The 18,017-nt window shown below is 46.9% G+C and carries 17 protein-coding genes; 6 read left to right on the top strand and 11 right to left on the bottom strand.

The genetic code is table 11. The annotated features are described in order from the left end of the window. A complete protein-coding gene (locus tag C8J48_RS00405) occupies nucleotides 1-417 on the top strand; it encodes a hypothetical protein (RefSeq protein WP_107724430.1) in 417 nt (138 codons plus the stop codon). A gap of 146 nt (nucleotides 418-563) precedes the next feature. On the opposite strand, the gene C8J48_RS00400 is transcribed toward C8J48_RS00405, so the two are convergent. Together C8J48_RS00400 and C8J48_RS00395 are read right to left on the bottom strand one after the other, a co-directional pair. After that, nucleotides 564-1,247, bottom strand: coding sequence for a hypothetical protein (locus C8J48_RS00400; protein WP_107724429.1), 684 nt, complete (start codon nucleotides 1,245-1,247; stop codon nucleotides 564-566). Between the two features lie 90 nt (nucleotides 1,248-1,337). Continuing rightward, nucleotides 1,338-1,898, bottom strand: a complete 561-nt coding sequence (locus C8J48_RS00395) for a hypothetical protein (protein WP_107724428.1) — start codon at nucleotides 1,896-1,898, stop codon at nucleotides 1,338-1,340. Nucleotides 1,899-2,324: 426 nt separating this feature from the next. Between C8J48_RS00395 and C8J48_RS00385 the strand changes: the two genes are divergently transcribed. Then, complete coding sequence (locus C8J48_RS00385; protein ID WP_107724426.1) at nucleotides 2,325-3,161, top strand: penicillin-binding transpeptidase domain-containing protein; 837 nt, start codon at nucleotides 2,325-2,327, stop codon at nucleotides 3,159-3,161. Between the two features lie 138 nt (nucleotides 3,162-3,299). Here the strand turns inward: C8J48_RS00385 and C8J48_RS00380 are convergent, their stop codons facing one another. The 8 genes from C8J48_RS00380 to gabT all read right to left on the bottom strand — a co-directional run bounded on the left by C8J48_RS00380 (nucleotide 3,300) and on the right by gabT (nucleotide 12,120). Beyond that, nucleotides 3,300-4,643, bottom strand: a complete 1,344-nt coding sequence (locus C8J48_RS00380; protein WP_107727514.1) for a sigma-54 interaction domain-containing protein — start codon at nucleotides 4,641-4,643, stop codon at nucleotides 3,300-3,302. A 66-nt stretch (nucleotides 4,644-4,709) separates the two neighbouring features. Then, nucleotides 4,710-5,471: a LamB/YcsF family protein gene (locus C8J48_RS00375; protein ID WP_107724425.1), complete on the bottom strand. Its 762-nt coding sequence runs from the start codon at nucleotides 5,469-5,471 to the stop codon at nucleotides 4,710-4,712. A gap of 110 nt (nucleotides 5,472-5,581) precedes the next feature. After that, on the bottom strand, nucleotides 5,582-6,943 hold the full coding sequence (locus C8J48_RS00370) for an acetyl-CoA carboxylase biotin carboxylase subunit (RefSeq protein WP_107724424.1): 1,362 nt from the start codon (nucleotides 6,941-6,943) through the stop codon (nucleotides 5,582-5,584). 20 nt (nucleotides 6,944-6,963) lie between these two features. Further along, complete coding sequence (locus tag C8J48_RS00365) at nucleotides 6,964-7,206, bottom strand: acetyl-CoA carboxylase (protein ID WP_107724423.1); 243 nt, start codon at nucleotides 7,204-7,206, stop codon at nucleotides 6,964-6,966. Between the two features lies 1 nt (nucleotide 7,207). Continuing rightward, a complete protein-coding gene (locus C8J48_RS00360) occupies nucleotides 7,208-8,188 on the bottom strand; it encodes a 5-oxoprolinase subunit C family protein (protein WP_107724422.1) in 981 nt (326 codons plus the stop codon). After that, nucleotides 8,181-9,068, bottom strand: coding sequence for a 5-oxoprolinase subunit B family protein (locus C8J48_RS00355; RefSeq protein WP_107724421.1), 888 nt, complete (start codon nucleotides 9,066-9,068; stop codon nucleotides 8,181-8,183). Before C8J48_RS00355 ends, C8J48_RS00360 begins: the two co-directional genes overlap by 8 nt. A gap of 212 nt (nucleotides 9,069-9,280) precedes the next feature. Next, the gene (locus C8J48_RS00350; RefSeq protein ID WP_107727513.1) at nucleotides 9,281-10,693 is read right to left on the bottom strand and encodes an NAD-dependent succinate-semialdehyde dehydrogenase; all 1,413 of its coding nucleotides are present in this window, start codon (nucleotides 10,691-10,693) and stop codon (nucleotides 9,281-9,283) included. A gap of 89 nt (nucleotides 10,694-10,782) precedes the next feature. Then, entirely contained in the window at nucleotides 10,783-12,120 is a 1,338-nt protein-coding gene (gene gabT / locus C8J48_RS00345; RefSeq protein WP_107724420.1) for a 4-aminobutyrate--2-oxoglutarate transaminase, read from the bottom strand. Between the two features lie 257 nt (nucleotides 12,121-12,377). On the opposite strand from gabT, the gene C8J48_RS00340 reads away from it, so the two are divergent. From C8J48_RS00340 to C8J48_RS00325, 4 genes are all read left to right on the top strand, one after another. Continuing rightward, nucleotides 12,378-13,856: an alanine/glycine:cation symporter family protein gene (locus C8J48_RS00340; protein WP_107724419.1), complete on the top strand. Its 1,479-nt coding sequence runs from the start codon at nucleotides 12,378-12,380 to the stop codon at nucleotides 13,854-13,856. A gap of 234 nt (nucleotides 13,857-14,090) precedes the next feature. Beyond that, a complete protein-coding gene (locus C8J48_RS00335) occupies nucleotides 14,091-14,420 on the top strand; it encodes an ArsR/SmtB family transcription factor (protein ID WP_107724418.1) in 330 nt (109 codons plus the stop codon). After that, nucleotides 14,417-14,815, top strand: a complete 399-nt coding sequence (locus C8J48_RS00330; protein WP_107724417.1) for an SRPBCC family protein — start codon at nucleotides 14,417-14,419, stop codon at nucleotides 14,813-14,815. Before C8J48_RS00335 ends, C8J48_RS00330 begins: the two co-directional genes overlap by 4 nt. Before the next feature lie 224 nt (nucleotides 14,816-15,039). Beyond that, complete coding sequence (locus C8J48_RS00325) at nucleotides 15,040-17,307, top strand: ATP-binding cassette domain-containing protein (protein ID WP_107727512.1); 2,268 nt, start codon at nucleotides 15,040-15,042, stop codon at nucleotides 17,305-17,307. On the opposite strand, the gene C8J48_RS00320 is transcribed toward C8J48_RS00325, so the two are convergent. Continuing rightward, nucleotides 17,299-17,979: an SOS response-associated peptidase gene (locus C8J48_RS00320; protein ID WP_107724416.1), complete on the bottom strand. Its 681-nt coding sequence runs from the start codon at nucleotides 17,977-17,979 to the stop codon at nucleotides 17,299-17,301. The two genes, C8J48_RS00325 and C8J48_RS00320, sit on opposite strands and share 9 nt — an antisense overlap. Nucleotides 17,980-18,017 lie beyond the last annotated feature (38 nt).

Genomic DNA, 18,017 nt, shown 5'->3' with positions numbered 1-18,017 from the left:
ATGTCTACAATTACTTATCATGGACCTGTTGGGGATACGATTGAAAACCCAACCGCGGTATTTATAAAAGAGCTGGTTTTGGATCGTGAGGCTGATTATTGGACGCAAGGCAGTGGGGATTCCAGTCTTGATATTGAAGGAATAGACGAACGGTTAATATTCTTTTATGATGAACCGTACGGCTTTTTTATCATGCGGCATCCAGACTATCTAGCACCGTACGATGAAAATACCGATATCGAAGTGGTGGAGCATTTGCTCGGTGGAGAACCGATGCGAGTTCCCAGCTGTTGTTACGTGTCTAGAAATCAAGCGTATAAGATCCTGTCTGAGTTCGTTGAAAATAAACGAATTGCAACCGATATAAATTGGAAAGATATTTACGAAATCGATTTTGACCATGGATATGACTTCTAATGCCATACTGATCTCTTCTTTCTTAAACAAAATCCCCTTCACGAAGAAGAGGGATTTTGTTACTTCATCAATGGGTATTTACCTTTTCACCATTTCCATTTCCACTAAGAATGTTGCCGCTTCATCGCTCATAATTGCCAGCCCGCTTACTTACTCATCTTCTCTGCAATCACCTCCAAAAGATTCTGATTCACCTCACAGCCATCAACACTGGGATACTGATTGTTCGTCGTAACAACACCAGCTGCGGAGCCATCGGGAAGGGACATGATGCTGGTACACATCGGTATACCTCGATCGTTTTTACTACGTTTCTCCAGTCCTTGCAACGAACCAAATACTTTTGAAGTTGAGCCTGGATGATCAGCTGTGTTTGCACTTATTTTATCTTTTTTGCCCCAAACGACTATTGTAAAAAATGTAGTATTGTTTTCGGGATTACCGCTACCGTCTGGATTCATATCAATTCCTACTAAAGTGCTAAATTTACATCGCACATCGAAAGGATCACCCGGGTTAGGCGGTTGTAATTTGGGATCCGTTCGATCCTCCTCTTTCACCGCTTGGGGAAAGTCGTCCCAGGAAACAACGGTACAGGGGTCAAATGGAGCATCACCCAATGTCTCATTGTTCTCTTCGTCCTCTTCTTTACCCTCTTTTTCTTCTTCATCCTTGCTTTGTGTGTCTTCATTATTTTGGTGGCTTTCTTCTTCCACCTGTTCATCCAACTTTTCTTCATCAGGCTGTTGATCCGCCCCGGAAAACAACCCACACCCTGACAGAAAGACTACCAATACCAGTCCTCCCGATAAGCGATTAACCCATTTCATGCGTTCTTTTCCTCCTCACATCGGTTTCAAAAGCAGTAGTAAAAAATCCAAATACCCCAAACAACAAAAGGGACATTTGGATTCATCTAGCTATTCGTTGGTATTCACTTTTTCGCCGTCTTCTGTTTCCACCACAAACTTCATATCATCCAAGGCGCCTTTATCTACTTTAAGATATAACCGTGGAGCGTCATCACCGGTCCCATCTTCTTCTAGATTAACCACAATCCGAACCACATCATCGCGAACTTTTTGCAGACCACGCACATTTAACTTCTTTCCCTTGTATTGTGATTCATTGATCTGAATTAACAACACATCTTCCTCACTCCAATCGAAGGAATCAGGGAAGTTACCCGGATGTTTACTTTCATTGTATACCCAGATCCCGCCTTTTCCTTGCCGATCAGGTGCCCCACCGATCCAGCTGATTGGTCGGAATTTAATCTCTTCATACGTTTCGTTTGATTCCTGCGCTTCTGCGTACTCATCGTCCTCTTTTTTCTTTTCCTCTTCCGTCTCTTCTTTCGCTTGATCGTCCTGTTTTCCCTCATCGGATCCTTTATCGGCTCCCAGTAACAATCCACAGCCGGACAACAAAGCCATCACAGTCAGACCCATAAATAAACGGAAGGACCACTTCACCAACATCAATCTCCTCCTGGTTTCAAAATCGCATGATAAAAGAAATACGGGTGGACCGCTGCCTTCAATTCCCGGATTTCATTATCTCACATATGAAGAAAGGTTGAGTTATAAATCTAGCAAAACCGGGGCTAAAATAATATCCTCAAATATACGAAAGGCTCCCCGTGCCAAGGTTGTTGATAGGATGTTGTGTGGTGGGGGAGGGAAGAAGTGCCTTTGGAATGGTGTGTGGCACTTTTGTAACGATAATCTTTTTCCAAATCATAATCTTTTACTTTTACAACATAATCATAATCTTTTTCCATGTCAAGGGTGAAAATTAAGATTTTATGCTCATAGAAAAGACAAAAACAGGGACAATCCTGGGACACAAATGCCCTTTTAACCTCCGCTTCTACCGATATAGTAAAGGTAGGAGGGTGATCAACATTGAAAAAGAAGTTAATATTCTTATCCATCGGTTTGTTGTTGTGGACGATCTCCTTTGGCTTCACGGGAAATCAGGCGGATGCCAAAAGTGTGAAAGCGAAGCATAAGGAGACGGTCATCGTTAATCCTGATCTAGAACACTACTTTACCGATTATGATGGAACCTTTCTGTTGTACGACGAAACCAAGGGAAGTTTAGAAGTTTACAACCCGAAAAAAAGCCAAAAAAAGGTTTCGCCCAATTCTACCTTTAAGATTCCCAACTCTCTGATCGCCTTGGAAACGGGAGTATTGCCGGATGAACATACGATGTGGGAATGGGACGGTACCGTTTATCCATTTGAATCATGGAATCAAGACCATCACATGCGCTCTGCCATCGCCCAGTCTGTCGTCTGGTTTTACCAACGAATCGCAGTCGGGGTAGGAGAAGAGCGATATGAACAATACTTGGATACCCTCTCCTACGGAAACCAAGACATTTCAGGCGGATTGACTCAGTTTTGGCTTCAGTCCAGCCTCAAGGTCTCACCAGTTGAACAACTGCAGTTCCTGCGCAAACTTTACCATGATCAACTCCCATTTTCCCAACGGAACATGGATATTGTCCGTGATATCTTGATTTTGGAGCAAACAGAAGAATACACATTATCGGGAAAAACAGGCGCTGGATTTAAACAGGAATGGGAAGAGCCAGTGCTCGGTTGGTTTATAGGGGTGTTAGAAAAAGACGGAAAGCGTTATACCTTTGTAACCAACATCGAAGGAGAACAGGCTAGCAGCGGCAAAGCGAAAGAAATTACCCTACAAATCTTGCGAGATAAAGGTTTATATTAAACCTAACTTCATCGTTATCAATGAAAAAAACCGGTGATGGTTAGAATACTCACCGGATAAGGCGGGGGCGTGATGCCCCCGTTCTTTTTGATTGGTTTTTTAAGCGGGTTTCGTATCGATTATCAATTCGAGTTACGCTTAATCGTGATAAACATATTTACGAATTTTTCTCATCGCGGCTGATTGGCTAATTTCAAGCACCTCGGCCAATCGATATGAGGATGGGTGTTTCGCATACGTTTCCACAACGATCTCTCTTTCTACTTTCTCCATTATTTCTTTCAATGAATTTCCTTGATGAGAAGTGGCAACATCACTTTTTATAAGCGATTTCACATCATTCAATGTCACTTCGTCAGAATCTGACGTCACCACAATCCGCTCCACGACATTGGATACTTCTCGAATATTCCCTTTCCATGGGTGATCCAGTAACGCAGAGAGGAGCAGCGGTGAGAACCGTACACTCCGATCGTATTGAACGTTATAATGATCGAGAAAGTGATAAACAAGCGGGATAATATCTTCTTTGCGTTCACGCAGCGGTGGAATCACAACCGACACAACATTTAACCGATAATACAGATCCTCTCGAAACTTTCCCTCACGCACCAGCTGTTCTAAATGCTTATTGCTAGCCGTAATGAATCGTACATCAATGTCTACATGTTCACTTGAACCGACCGGACGGATCTGTTTCTCCTGCAAGACATGAAGTAATTTGGCCTGCATTTGAAAAGATAGTTCATCAATTTCATCGAGGAAGAAGGTGCCCCCTTGTGCCTCCTCAATCAATCCTTTCCGTCCCTGTGGCGATGCTCCTGTGAAGGAGCCGGGTACAAAGCCGAATAATTCTGCATCAATGAGAGAATCAGGGAGCGCCGCACAGTTTACATAGTTAAACGGGTGTCTTCTACGCTCACTTAAGTCGTGTATCGCACGAGCGATCATCGATTTGCCTACACCGGTTTCTCCACGGAGAATCACGGTACTGTTTACCCTCGACACCTTTTTGACCAGCCGCAGGACTTCTTTCATTTTGGTACTATTTGCGATCATGCCGTTTAATTCGAGTAAGTCGTCCAACTCTTTTTTATACTTTTCCAACTCACCTTCAAGCTCTTTAATTCGCTCGTTCAACTGAATCACATCAGTTATATCTCGTGAAAAACTGACGATACGGTATAGTTGTCCGTCTTCATCAAACACGGGACGGGTACGAACAAATAAAAATCGGCCCTTCTGTGTTCGCTGGAAAATTTCCACGGACTGTTGCTGTTGGATCACGTGCGATGTTGCTGACGGGTAGAATACACCCCTTTTTTCTAAGTCCTCGACGTGTTTTCCAACGATTTCAGCAGCAGAAACTCGGTAGTATTTTTCGCAAGCGGAATTGACACGAATGACGAATCCTTGCCCATCGGTCACAAAGATCTCATCAACCGATGCCTCCATAATCGCTTCCAATTCTTTATTCTGCATGGCTGTGCGGTTATGACTCACCAAACCACCTCCTTTTTCCGATTTCACTACAGGTTGATTTCTCCTCTACAAAATATTGCGAATGGAAGTTAATTCGATTCCAGCGGCATTGAAAGAGTCTCGAATGGCTTTAGCCAAGTTAACGGCTCCTGGTGTATCACCGTGGATACAAACCGTTTGTACCTTCAGATCGATTTCTTCTCCGGAATGAGCCTGAACTTTTCCTGCCTTCACCATGCGCACGACACGATCTGCCTGTTTTGTATAATCCTCAATCGCTGGGCCTGTACGCGTTAAGACGATCGACCCGCTGGCCGTATGCTCCCGATCGGCATACCCTTCTTTGGCGATCGGTATCCCCATCCGCTCCCCCACCTCTGCGACGGCGGATCGATTGAGGGCAAATACGATAATGTCTTTCCCCATTTCAGCGATTGCCTCAAGCATAGCTTGGGCGATTGTTTCATCCTCCATCGCCATCATAAATAAAGCTCCGTGTGGTTTACAATGTTGAATGGTTACTCCTGCGATTGACGCAAATTCACGCAGCGCTCCCAGCTGATAGATAACAAAATTTTTTATTTCCGACGGCGTGCAATGCATCACCCTTCTCCCGAACCCCATAAGGTCCGGAAAACCCGGGTGAGCCCCGATTCCGACACCGTATTTTTTGGCCAAATCAACCGTATTTCTCATCACTTGCGGATCTCCGGCGTGATAACCGCAAGCAATGTTCGCCGACGTAATCAGTTGCATCATCTCACTGTCCTGGCCCATGACATACGAGCCAAAACTCTCACCCATATCACAGTTAAGATCAACTTTCATGCGAAATCCCCCTTGTACATCCCCCGAACATACCAGCAAGAAGTTTTCTCACTGATAAATTCGAGCCATGCCCTTGTACACTCGTTTGGCGATTCTTTTTCTCGTTTTACTCAATCGGTTTTCAAGGCAAGTAATTTTTTTCGTTTCAGATAATTCGTCGTGTACTGTCCTTGTTGAAAATCCGGATCGGCGGTTATTCCCTGCAAGAGCGCCAAATTTGTTTTAATTCCTTCCACTTTTATGTGCTTGAGGAGATGGTGGAATTGTTCGATTGCCGCCTGTCTGTTGTCGGCGTGGACAATCATTTTGCCGATCATCGGGTCGTAGAACGGTGAGACGACACTCCCCTCTTCGACGGCAAAGTCGAGGCGCACACCCTCTTCCGGCAATTGCAACTGTTCAATGGTGCCGGGAGAAGGAAAAAACGTCTTAGGGTCCTCGGCGTATAACCGTCCTTCCAATGCGTACCCGGTTGAACGAACATCATGTTGCTTCAGAGGCAATGGTTCCCCTTGCGCCAGCTTGATTTGCAACTCTACTAAGTCCAATCCGGTAATCGCTTCGGTAACCGGGTGTTCTACCTGTATGCGGGTGTTCATTTCCAGAAAATAAAACTGTTCGGACTGTTCGTCAAAAATAAATTCCATTGTACCGATATTGGTATAACCGATTTCTTTCGCTCCACGTACCGCCGTTTCACACAATTGGTTTCGTAACGCATTCGATAGGACAGGAGAAGGGCTTTCTTCAAGCACCTTCTGGTTCCTTCGCTGTATGGTACACTCCCGCTCAAACAAGTGGATCACATGGCCGTACCGATCCGCTGCCAACTGTACTTCAATATGTCTTGCGTCTTGTACGTAACGTTCCAAAAACAAGGAACCGTCTCCAAATGAGGAGCTCGCTTGCTGTTGGGCTGAGGCAAACAACCGTTTTAGTTCCTCTTCATCCCGAACAAGGCGCAAGCCCATTCCCCCTCCGCCGGCACTCGCCTTTAGCATAAGCGGGAATCCAAGTCTGTTTGCTGCGTCTACTGCTTCTTCAGCGGAATTCAAGCGACCGTCCCATCCGGGAACGACGGGGACGCCCGCCTGTTGCATAGACTGACGGGACACGATTTTACTTCCCATCTGTTCAATGATGTCAGCATCAGGACCGATAAATGTCAAACCGTGTTCCTCACATTTCCGTGCAAAAACGGCATTTTCGGATAAAAACCCGTAGCCGGGATGAATCGCGTCTGCTTGGCAATGAAGAGCGATTTCCAAGATTTTATCGATGTTTAAGTAGCTCTTTTTCACCTGTGACGGCCCGATATTATATGCTTCATCCGCTTCTCGTACGTGAAGGGCATGTTGGTCCGCTTCTGAATAGACAGCGACGGATCGGATACCCATACGGCGGCATGTTCGGATAATGCGTCTCGCAATCTCGCCACGATTGGCAATGAGAATCTTTTGTATTCCGCTCATTGTCTCACCCTCTCTTGGCATTATTTTAAAACGACAATCACTTGACCAGCCTCAATTACCTCTTCGTTGCCAACGGCAAAAGATGCGATGGTACCATCTTCTTCAACCTGAATCTCCTGATAATTCTTCATCACTTCCACCAGTCCGATAACATCTCCTGCCTTGACCGGGTCCCCTTCTTTTACATACGGTTCAGCGTCCGGATCAGGCTTGCGGTAGAAAATTCCCGGTAAAGGTGAAACCACTTGTTTATCTTGGCTCATCTTACATCGCCCCTTCAAGGTGTTCATTGATTTGGGTTAGTCGCTGTTTGAAATCGATGCGAACTTGTCGCGCTTCCTCATAGGAAATCGAGACAAATCTCACTTTCTCCCCTGTTTTTACCTGTGCGAAACGCGATAGATCGGGGCTGATAATGGTTGCAATCGTCGCATACCCACCACCTGTAACAGCATCATTTAACAGAGCGATCGGCTCTACTCCGTCTGGTATTTGAATGGAACCAATGGGGTAGCCCAGATCAACCACATTGGAAGGATTGCTCCCTGCTCCAAACGGTTGATCACGTGGGACAAAACCTAAACGCTCCCCTTTTAAACGATAACCGACGCGATTAGCCTCAGGTGTTACCGTCCATTCCGTCTGTAAGAACAGCGCCTTACTTTCATCCGTCAAACGGTAACTACACAACCCCATCACAATGCGAATTTCGTGCGGTTTTGTAATAGAAGGAATCCATTTATCAGGCACCTTTGTTCCTGCTTTCACCGCTCTTGCGCGCATTCTGCCAATTGTTAAAACATCACCTGCTTTGAGCGGACGTCCGTCATAACCACCGATGCCGCATAGTGTATAGGTTGATCGAGATCCCATCAATGGTGGAACGCTAATGCCCCCCGCTACGGCGAGGTACGAACGTGCCCCGTGTTTAACAATGCCGAATGACAACACATCACCGCTACTGACGGAAATGGCTTTCCACATCGGGACCTCCACACCATTGATTTTTGGCGGGATGTACCCGCCGGTTAAAGTGATGACGCCATCTTGTTGAAATTGCAATTCCGGTCCCATATACGTCATTTCGAGAGAAGCTGCACCAGCTTCATTTCCCACAAGCATATTTCCCACCGCGTAGGCGAATTGGTCTACAGCCCCTGCAGGAGGCATGCCAATATTGTAATAACCGATCCTGCCTTCGTCCTGTACTGTCGTTTCCAGTCCCGGTTTCACTACCTTAATCACTGTATAACCTCCCTAACGCCATTTCGGAAAACTTTTCGGGATCTCGCAACACATCATATGGGGTAAATGCTATTTCCTGTTTGCGATACTCAAACGTCCCTGCTTCTACCCGTTTTCGCACCGCATCATATTCTTCCCTCGTCACGCTCCTATAACGGAAAATGTCCCCTTGTCGCGGAAAAACCATGGAATCCCGAAAGTCCGGAAGCCTTTGTTCTCTGTCAAATACAGGTGTCGCAGCGATCCCGAACATTTGATAGCCGCCAGCACCTTGAACCGGATAAATAACGGAAAAGGCTCCGCCAAAGCCAAAAGTCCGCTCAGGCGTAAACGTACGTGGACGGACATATTTCGGTACTTCAATCTGCTCCTCCTGCCGTGCGATTTGGAAACAAAAGGGCAATCCCGGAACAAAGCCGATCATCGAGACGATAAAAGGGGTGTCTGTCATCGCCTGAATAAATTCTTCTTCTGAAGTAAAACCGTTGATCTGTGCCGCATATTCAAGATCGGTCGATTCCGGATCCTGATGCCGATCGCGGAAGCGCATGACTGCCTCATGCGTCCACGGGTCCTGAAAGAGTACAGGGACATCCACCAACCGCGAGCGAATCTCGATCTCGTCCAAGTTAGCCACTTCTCGTTCCAGTTGCTTCAATTCTGCAAGCAACTCATGTGCATCGATTTCTTCGGGATTAAACCGTACTAAGTAGGAGGCATTGGAAGGACAGATGTCCAGAATGCCCGGAAACGCTTTTTCTTTCAATTTTCTCGTAATGGCGATACCGCGAAAATTAACCTCCAAATTCATCTCTTCGGATAACTCAGCAAAAATGAATTCATCGCCGCCAAAGCTATACCGCGTCGAAAACTCCGCCATCGTGTCACTCCTTCATTTTAACTTTTTTACGTCAGAAGTCTTCCACTTCTAAAGTGGAGAGATGGTTGCTTACTTCGAGATTCAGATCACTGCCAATCTTCGATCAAGTGTATGAGGCAAACCCTTATACACGCTGAAGCGCCTGCACTCCTGATGACAAGAAACCTCCACCTCGCATTAGCGTAAAACCGACAGCGAAATATGATAGGAATTTAAAAAGCGATTGATATATACTTCACCTCCACATACTCTTCAATCCCATAGTGCCCCCCTTCCCGCCCAATACCGCTCTCTTTCAATCCGCCAAAAGGCGCTTGGGGAACAGACGGCAAGCCGTCGTTAAGACCGACGATGCCATATTCCAGCGCTTCACTGATGCGAATCGCCCGGCCGATATTTTCGGTATAGACGTATGCCGCTAAACCGTAAGGCGTATCATTGGCTCTTTCGATCGCTTCCGCTTCTTCTTGAAAGGTTGCAATCGGGAGAAGCGGACCGAATGTTTCTTCATTCATGCACACCATATCGTCCGCAGCGTCGAATAACACCGTCGGTTCAAAATAATATCCTGCATCCGAGATTTTCCTTTGCCCACCGATCGCCAGGCGTGCCCCCTTTTCAATCGCATCGTCCACATGCCGCTGTACTTTTTCAATCGCCTTTCGATCGATAAGCGGGCCAATGTCTGTGTGCTCGGCCAGCCCATTGCCGACTCGAAGTTGTTGAACTGCTGTGACCAGCTTTTCTGTAAATGCAGCTGCAACCGATTCATGGACATAGACACGATTGGCACAAACACACGTCTGACCGGCGTTTCGAAATTTCGATCCGATCACACCTTCCACTGCTTTATCCAAATCGGCATCGTCCATGACGATGAACGGTGCATGTCCTCCCAATTCCAGTGATACCTTCTTCACCGTATGTGCAGCACCCCGCATTAATATTTTCCCTACTTCTGTTGAACCGGTAAATGTCAGCTTTCTCACACGGCTATCCCGTAACCAAGTCTCCCCGATAACTTGTGCATTTCCCGTTACGACATTTAGCACTCCTGTTGGGATACCGGCCATTTCCGCTAACTCCGCTAATTTTAAAGCAGTAAGCGGCGTTTGTTCCGCCGGTTTTACAACGGCGGTACATCCGCTTGCCAGTGCCGGGGCCACTTTTCGCGTGATCATCGCAGCTGGAAAATTCCATGGGGTTATCGCTGCCACAACTCCGACCGGTTGTTTTTGTACGAGAATTCTTTTACGTGGATGAGAAGCGGGTATGGTTTCTCCGTAAATTCGCTTCGCTTCTTCCGCATACCAAGAAATAAACCCATTTGCGTAGCTAACTTCACCGACGGCCTCCTTGAAAGGCTTGCCCTGCTCTTCTGTCAACAGTCTGCCAATCACTTCTTTCTGTTCTTCAATGAGGCGATGCCAATTGAACAGGTATTGGCTCCGTTCTTCCGCTGTTTTCTTTGACCATGTTGCAAAGGCCTCAAATGCAGACTTAACCGCTTTCTCCGCCTCTGCTTTTCCCCCATCCGGAACGAGTGCGAATACGTCACCGGTCGCAGGATTCGTGATACGGATTTGATTTAAATCTTGTCCAATCCACTTGCCACCAACATACATCCGATACTGTCCTTGTTTTTCTGCCAATCCGATCCCACCTTTTTATGGTTTCTACCGCAACGGTACAATCCATTTGCAATTCTGTTTGCTCAATAGCCGCTTGCCGCTTCAATGGATTGTTCAAGGATCGATAGCCCTTCTTCCAGTTGTTCATCCGTAATCACAATCGGCATCAACAATCGGACGACATTTCCGTAAACACCGGCACTTAACAGCAACAGTCCACGCTTGCCCGCCTCCGAAATAATGGCGTTGGTCAACGTTTTATCCGGTTCCTTGCTCGCTGGTCCCTTGACGATTTCCATTGCACACATCGCGCCTAATCCACGCACGTCTCCAATACAAGCAAAACGCTGTTCCAGTTCCTGAAACTTATCCATCACTTTTTTACCGATCGCTTCACTGCGTTGGTTTAATTTTTCTTCTTCAATGATGTCCAGTACAGCGAGCGCTGCCCGACATCCTAGCGGACTTCCACTGTACGTCCCCCCTAATTCCCCCGGTTCCGCTCGGTCCATGATCTCTTTACGGCCAATCACTCCGCTGATGGGAACGCCGGATCCCATCGATTTCGATACCGTTATTAAATCTGGAACAATTCCAAAATGCTCGACGGCGAAATACCGTCCCGTTCTTGCAAAGCCGGTCTGAATTTCGTCAGCGATGAACAGAATGCCGTGCTCCTTGCATAACTTGTATACCCCTTGCACAAACGTCTTACTAGGAACGATAAATCCGCCTTCTCCCTGCACCGGTTCCATGACGACAGCCGCAATCGTCTCTGGTGCCGCTTCTGCGATGAGGAAATTTTGAAACTCCTGCAGAACAAACTGCTCGTAAGCGTCTTCCGTCATTTCTTCCGGCCGCCGATACGCATATGGATACGGGGCTTTATACACTTCAGACGCAAATGGACCGAACTGGAACTTGTACGGTTTTACCTTGCTCGTCATCGTCATCGTCAACAGTGTCCGACCGTGAAACCCCCTTGAGAAGGCCACAATCCCTTGTCTTTTCGTATATTTGCGGGCGATTTTCACTGCATTTTCAACGGCTTCCGCTCCACTGTTAAGCAATAGCGCTTTTTTGTCAAAATCCCCCGGAGCGAGCCCGGCCAGCCTTTCTGCAAGTGCAATATAAGGTTCGTACATCATGACATTAAATCCCGTGTGAATATAGTGATCAACCTGGTTCTTTAACGCCTCTTGCACTTTTGGATGACGGTGTCCGACATTGATCGTTCCAATCGCGCCGGCAAAATCAATAAATGTGTTCCCGTCCACATCTTTCACGATCGCTCCTTCCGCTGAGTGGACAAATGTCGGCACGCCAAAGGATACTCCTTTTGGCACGATGCTCTGTCTGCGATTAAGGAGTTTTTCTGCCCTTGGTCCTGGCAAGGATGTGGTCACACTCGCATATTTCATCTTATCTACTCCTCTTCAACTAAATAAGAGCCGTTCACAACGGTAATATGCAACTTTTGTGCCAGGATATCATGATTGAGAAAAGCAGAATTCCCGTTGATTGAATCAGCGCAATGCACAACGTGGATAAGTCTTTATCCACTTAAATAAGTCAGTATAGACTTATCAATTTCCAAAACCTGAAAACGGCGAATAGTTGTATGAAAAATAGGGATCCCGTATAATTAAATAATCATAGCAATCAAGGGGGGATTTTTTTGCAGGAATTTGCAACATGGCTGAGTGACAACATCATTTGGAGTAACGCGTTGGTTTATTTATGTTTGGGTGCCGGATTGTTTTTTACAATCGCAACCCGCTTTCTACAAGTGAGATATATCAAGGATATGATTGTTTTAATGTTTCAAGGCAAAAGTTCCACAGCTGGTGTATCTTCCTTCCAAGCATTATCGATTGCCCTATCCGGTCGCGTCGGTACAGGAAATATCGCAGGTGTGGCGACAGCAATTTTTTCCGGAGGACCGGGAGCGGTCTTTTGGATGTGGGTAATCGCCTTTTTAGGAGCGAGCTCCGGCTTTGTGGAAGCGACACTGGGTCAGGTCTACAAAACAAAACTAAATGATCAATATCGTGGTGGACCCGCCTATTACATTGAAAAAGGGTTAAATCTGAAGTGGTATGCCATTCTATTTGCAGTCGTCACTGTGATCGCAACCGGTTTACTCTTACCCGGTGTACAAGCGAACAGCATTGCATCAAGCATGGAAAATGCATTTGGACTCTCACCCTTGATCACCGGAATCGCATTAATTCTCATTTTGGGTGCTATCATTTTCGGCGGTATCAAACGGATTGCAAGTGTTGCACAAGTCGTTGTTCCCTTTATGGCGGTAGGATATATACTGATAGCAATATTCATAATTGTTATGAACATCTCAGAACTCCCTCAAATCATCACACTGATCTTTAAGAGCGCGTTTGGTATCGATGCCGCTTTTGGCGGAATTCTCGGCGCTGCGATCGCTTGGGGTGTAAAACGCGGGATCTATTCCAATGAAGCAGGGCAAGGAACGGCTCCTCACGCCGCTGCAGCAGCAGAAGTGTCACATCCGGCTAAACAAGGGTTGGTACAATCTTTCTCCGTTTATATTGACACCTTGTTTATTTGTACCGCAACTGCCTTTATGATTCTGATCACGGGTAGTTATAATGTACAACCGGATGGCTTCGATCAACCCATTGTGAATAACTTGGGAGATGTAGGAGCAGGACCTATCTTTACACAAACGGCAGTTGAATCATCGCTAACGGGTTTTGGCGCTCCATTTGTCGCTGTCGCATTGTTATTTTTCGCATTTACGACGATTATGGCCTATTATTATATGGCGGAGACCAACCTGGCGTATATCAATCGCAAAACAAAAAGGGTTTGGACAGAATATCTGCTCAAATTTGGGATTTTAGGAATTGTGGTTTTTGGTTGTGTAAGAGATGCAGAACTTGCTTGGACACTGGGGGATATTGGCGTTGGTAGCATGGCATGGCTAAACGTGATCGCCATCCTTCTGCTTGCTAAGCCCGCATTAAAAGTATTAAAGGATTATGACCGACAGAAAAAAGAGGGCAAAGACCCCGTATTCAATCCGACAGAGGTCGGCATTGCCAATGCCGACTTCTGGGAGAAAGAGTACCAACCGGATCAAACGACTCAAACCGAGCAAAGCAAGACTTCATAAAAAGATCTCCCCGTCTAAAAAGGCGGGGAGATCTTTTGACTCACAACAAAAAAATGTTATTGACACGACACCAAATGGTGACCTATAATCGAATCGTCACTAAATGGTGTCCAATTAACAGGGAGGAAACCACATTCTCTCTTACCAACTCCCACTATACCTAAAGGAAAAGGTATAAGGAAGTGGTGAAATTAATGACTATCCCTTGGTAAATAATATTTTGGAGAGAGTGTTGTGAACGAGAACAACCAGATGCGGGATGTGTTTGACGCGATTGCAGATCCAACTAGGCGCCGACTGATTCATCTGTTAGCAGAGGCAGAGGAGAAACCGCTTCATGAATTAACGGCACAGTTTCACATGGGCCGTACAGCGGTATCCAAGCATTTGACAATCCTTAAAGAGGCCGGACTGGTACATGACCGAAAAGTCGGCAGAGAAACGCGATTTAGGCTAAACGCCTCTCCACTCAGAGAAGTTCAAGATTGGGTGGCTTTCTACAGCAAGTTCTGGAGTACGAATATGTTGCGCTTAAACCAACTATTAGAGGAGGAAGAAGAATGAGTTTAACATTATCCATGGATTTTCGGTTCACAACATCGATCGAGAAACTTTGGTCCGCCTTAACCGATTCTAGTAAGCTTGCCAAGTGGATCACGGAAAATGATTTTAAGCCCGTTGTAGGACACCGTTTTCAGTTTCGCCATCAGCCGTCCGAATGGTGGGATGGAATTGTAGAGGGCGAAGTGCTAATCGTGGACGAACCAAACCGGTTGTCCTATACTTGGGCCACCGGAGACGAGAAGCATACGGTCACCTTGACGCTACAGGATTTAGGGGATGGAAAGGTTAACCTTCATCTCGAACAAACCGGATTCTCAAATGCTCAAGGACTCGAAGGCGCTAAGTATGGCTGGGGTGCATGGGTCGGCGAACTTGAAAAGCTGTTGGAACAATAACCGCATTCGGTAAGAAAACATCATATAACCGATCACTTCATGGTATCTATTACCCATCAAGTGATCGGTTTTTACAGGAAACACCCCTATATTCCATCTACTTTGTGGGTGGTATCAGCTTCGCTGGTAACTACCCCAAGAAACAGCGGATCATGTTCCTGTTATCATGATTTACATCAAATTTATCGGGAAAATATAGGAGGTCATTCATGGAGGAAAACTTGATGTCCCAACCCTACCAAGAATATATTGAAATTCGTGGCGCCCGGGAAAACAACCTGAAGAGTGTTTCCTTACGCATTCCCAAGCGCAAAATCACTATATTTACAGGTGTATCCGGGTCCGGCAAATCGTCGATCGTGTTCGATACCTTAGCCGCCGAATCCCAGCGTCTGCTGAATGAAAACTTTAGTACGTTTGTCCGCAACTTTCTGCCGCGTTTTCCGCAACCGGATGCAGACGCGATCGAAAATCTTAGCATGGCGGTTATCGTCGACCAGAAACGCTTGGGTGGCGGCGCTCATTCGACCATGGGAACCATTACCGACATTTCCCCTGTGCTTCGGCTGTTATATTCTCGTGTGGGGCAGCCATATGTAGGTGAAGCCAATGCTTTTTCCTTCAATGATCCGCAAGGGATGTGCACGGAATGTAACGGTATGGGGCGCAAGCTTGGCGTCAACTTGAGCAAAGCGCTAGATATGACCAAATCTATTAACGAAGGCGCCATTCTGCTTCCGGAATACACGGTGGACAGCTGGAACTGGAACATCTGTACTCAATCCGGTTTATACGATAACGACAAGAAGCTTGCCGAATACACCGAGGCCGAAATGGACCAGCTTCTATACGGCAAACCTGTGAAGATTAAAATGCCAGTCGGAGGCAAATCTGTCAATATCACTGTCGAGGGAATCATCGAGAAGTTTAATACCAAGTATATCAAGCGTGATGTAAAAACGTATTCAGAACGAACCCAGAAAATGGTGGAACCGTTCATCACCGACATTCTGTGTCCGGTATGCCGGGGAGCCAGACTCAGCCAAGCGGCGCTAGGCTGCAAGATCAACGGGCAGAATATAGCCGAATTGTCATCCATGGAGGTCGGCCAGCTGATTGGAGTGATTCAAGAGATTCAAGATCCATCAGCAGCTCCCATGGTCAAAACATTAACCGACAGGCTGCAGCACCTGGTTGATATCGGCTTGGAATACCTTACTCTCGACCGTGAAACCGACACGTTGTCCGGCGGCGAATCGCAGCGGGTTAAGATGGTTAAGCACCTGAGCGGAAGTCTGGTAGATGTGACTTACGTGTTTGACGAACCCAGCGTAGGGCTGCACCCCCGCGATGTGCACCGTCTCAATAAATTGCTGCAAAAGCTCCGCGATAAAGGAAATACGGTCATAGTAGTCGAACATGATCCCGACGTCATCAAAGTGGCCGATCATATTGTCGATGTCGGCCCGTATGCTGGAAGCCGTGGCGGCACGATTGTGTATGAAGGCAGTTATTCAGGCCTGCTGGAGGCCGATACGTTGACAGGAAACCATCTGAAACAGGAGTTGCCAGTAAAAGACCGTTTTCGCCAGGCGTCGGGCCATTTGTCCATCGTAGGCGCCAACCAGCACAATTTGAAAAATGTCAGCGTTAATATACCGACAGGTGTACTGACCGTCGTGACGGGCGTCGCCGGCTCCGGCAAAAGCACATTAATTAACGAGGTGTTCTTGCGCCGGCATCCCGATTCTATCGTCATTGACCAGACGGCAGTCGGCGTCTCGACCCGCTCCAATCCGGCCACCTACACTGGCATCATGGACGATGTGCGCAAGGCGTTTGCGGCAGCGAATAAAGTCAGCCCTGGATTGTTCAGCTTTAACTCCAAAGGCGCCTGCGAAAACTGCAAAGGTCTCGGGGTCGTCTATACCGATCTGTCATTCCTGGACAGCGTTAAACTTCCTTGCGAGGTATGCGGAGGCAAACGTTTCAAGGAGAAAGTGCTGGTTTATAAACTGGACGGCAAATCCATCGCCGATGTGTTGGAGATGACCGTCGAACAGGCACTCGCATTTTTTAATATGAAAGAGGTCTCGAGAATTCTCCAAGCTATGAGTGATGTGGGATTGAATTATTTGAAGCTCGGCCAACCGCTCAGCACGCTTTCGGGCGGTGAATGCCAACGTATCAAGCTGGCCAGCGAGTTGCATAAACAAGGGAGTATTTACGTCATGGACGAGCCGACGACCGGTCTGCATATGTCCGATATCAGCCATTTGCTTACAATCATGAACCGACTGGTAGACGCCGGTAATACTGTGATTGTGATTGAGCATAATTTGGATGTCATCCGAAATGCCGATTGGATCATTGATATGGGACCCGATGGCGGCAATAGGGGCGGTAAGGTCATTTTCGAGGGCACACCCAAGCAGATTCTCGACGCAGAGCATTCCATAACGGGCAAGTATTTGCGAGGGACATTAGCATAAAGGATCGATACATTTTACTTGGTCATTTTTAGGGGAATTAACTAGACTAGACACCGGATACAGCTCCATCTCTGCGGCGGGATAAGGTTCAAGCAAGGCAGTAACCATGTCCAAATTCTTGATGTTTGTATCCAACCACGAGACTTCTTCCTCTTGGTGCAAAATTACCGGCATGCGATTGTGTACTTTTGCCAATTTTTCATTGGGACGAGTCGTGATGATGGTAAATGAATCAACACTTCCCCCTTCGTCATCCTCCCAACGATCCCATAAACCAGCAAAAGCAAAAAGCCGTTCTCCTTTTAAAATGATGCGCAGGGGCTGCTTTTTACCATCAGATGTGGAGGTCCATTCATAAAATCCGTCAGCAGGGACGATACAGCGAGCACGCCGCAACGAGTGCCGGAAAGACGGTTTGGTGTCCACCGTTTCTCCGCGGGCGTTTATCAAGCGGTTCCCGATGGAACGATCCTTCGCCCAGCGTGGAATTAAGCCCCAGCGCATCAGTGTCAATGTACGGGTTCCGCTCTCCTCATCCATGCGCACAACCGGCAACATTTGTGTCGGTGCCGCATTAAAACGGGGTTTATGCTCCCACTCATCCGCCATTTCCGCTTGAAACCGTTCCAAAATCTCACCGAGCCCAACCGTTAATGTAAACCGTCCGCACATATCAGCACCCCGCTTTTTTCCTAGTTTCTTAAAAGGCT

The sequence above is a fragment of the Desmospora activa DSM 45169 genome (genome assembly GCF_003046315.1).
Lineage (GTDB): Bacteria > Bacillota > Bacilli > Thermoactinomycetales > DSM-45169 > Desmospora > Desmospora activa.
The sequence above is the reverse complement of the archived record's forward strand: the minus strand, read 5'-3'. Positions and strand labels throughout refer to the sequence as shown.

Bases quoted from the DNA above. Each gene is read 5' to 3' on its own strand.
- C8J48_RS00320 (WP_107724416.1), bottom strand. From the start codon at position 17,979: ATGTGCGGACGGTTTACATTAACGGTTGGGCTCGGTGAGATTTTGGAA.
- C8J48_RS00365 (WP_107724423.1), bottom strand. From the start codon at position 7,206: ATGAGCCAAGATAAACAAGTGGTTTCACCTTTACCGGGAATTTTCTAC.
- C8J48_RS00405 (WP_107724430.1), top strand. From the start codon at position 1: ATGTCTACAATTACTTATCATGGACCTGTTGGGGATACGATTGAAAAC.
- gabT (WP_107724420.1), bottom strand. From the start codon at position 12,120: ATGAAATATGCGAGTGTGACCACATCCTTGCCAGGACCAAGGGCAGAA.
- C8J48_RS00350 (WP_107727513.1), bottom strand. From the start codon at position 10,693: ATGTATGTTGGTGGCAAGTGGATTGGACAAGATTTAAATCAAATCCGT.
- C8J48_RS00375 (WP_107724425.1), bottom strand. From the start codon at position 5,471: ATGAAAGTTGATCTTAACTGTGATATGGGTGAGAGTTTTGGCTCGTAT.
- C8J48_RS00370 (WP_107724424.1), bottom strand. From the start codon at position 6,943: ATGAGCGGAATACAAAAGATTCTCATTGCCAATCGTGGCGAGATTGCG.
- C8J48_RS00400 (WP_107724429.1), bottom strand. From the start codon at position 1,247: ATGAAATGGGTTAATCGCTTATCGGGAGGACTGGTATTGGTAGTCTTT.
- C8J48_RS00380 (WP_107727514.1), bottom strand. From the start codon at position 4,643: ATGCAGAATAAAGAATTGGAAGCGATTATGGAGGCATCGGTTGATGAG.
- C8J48_RS00330 (WP_107724417.1), top strand. From the start codon at position 14,417: ATGAGTTTAACATTATCCATGGATTTTCGGTTCACAACATCGATCGAG.
- C8J48_RS00395 (WP_107724428.1), bottom strand. From the start codon at position 1,898: ATGTTGGTGAAGTGGTCCTTCCGTTTATTTATGGGTCTGACTGTGATG.
- C8J48_RS00355 (WP_107724421.1), bottom strand. From the start codon at position 9,068: ATGGCGGAGTTTTCGACGCGGTATAGCTTTGGCGGCGATGAATTCATT.
- C8J48_RS00325 (WP_107727512.1), top strand. From the start codon at position 15,040: ATGTCCCAACCCTACCAAGAATATATTGAAATTCGTGGCGCCCGGGAA.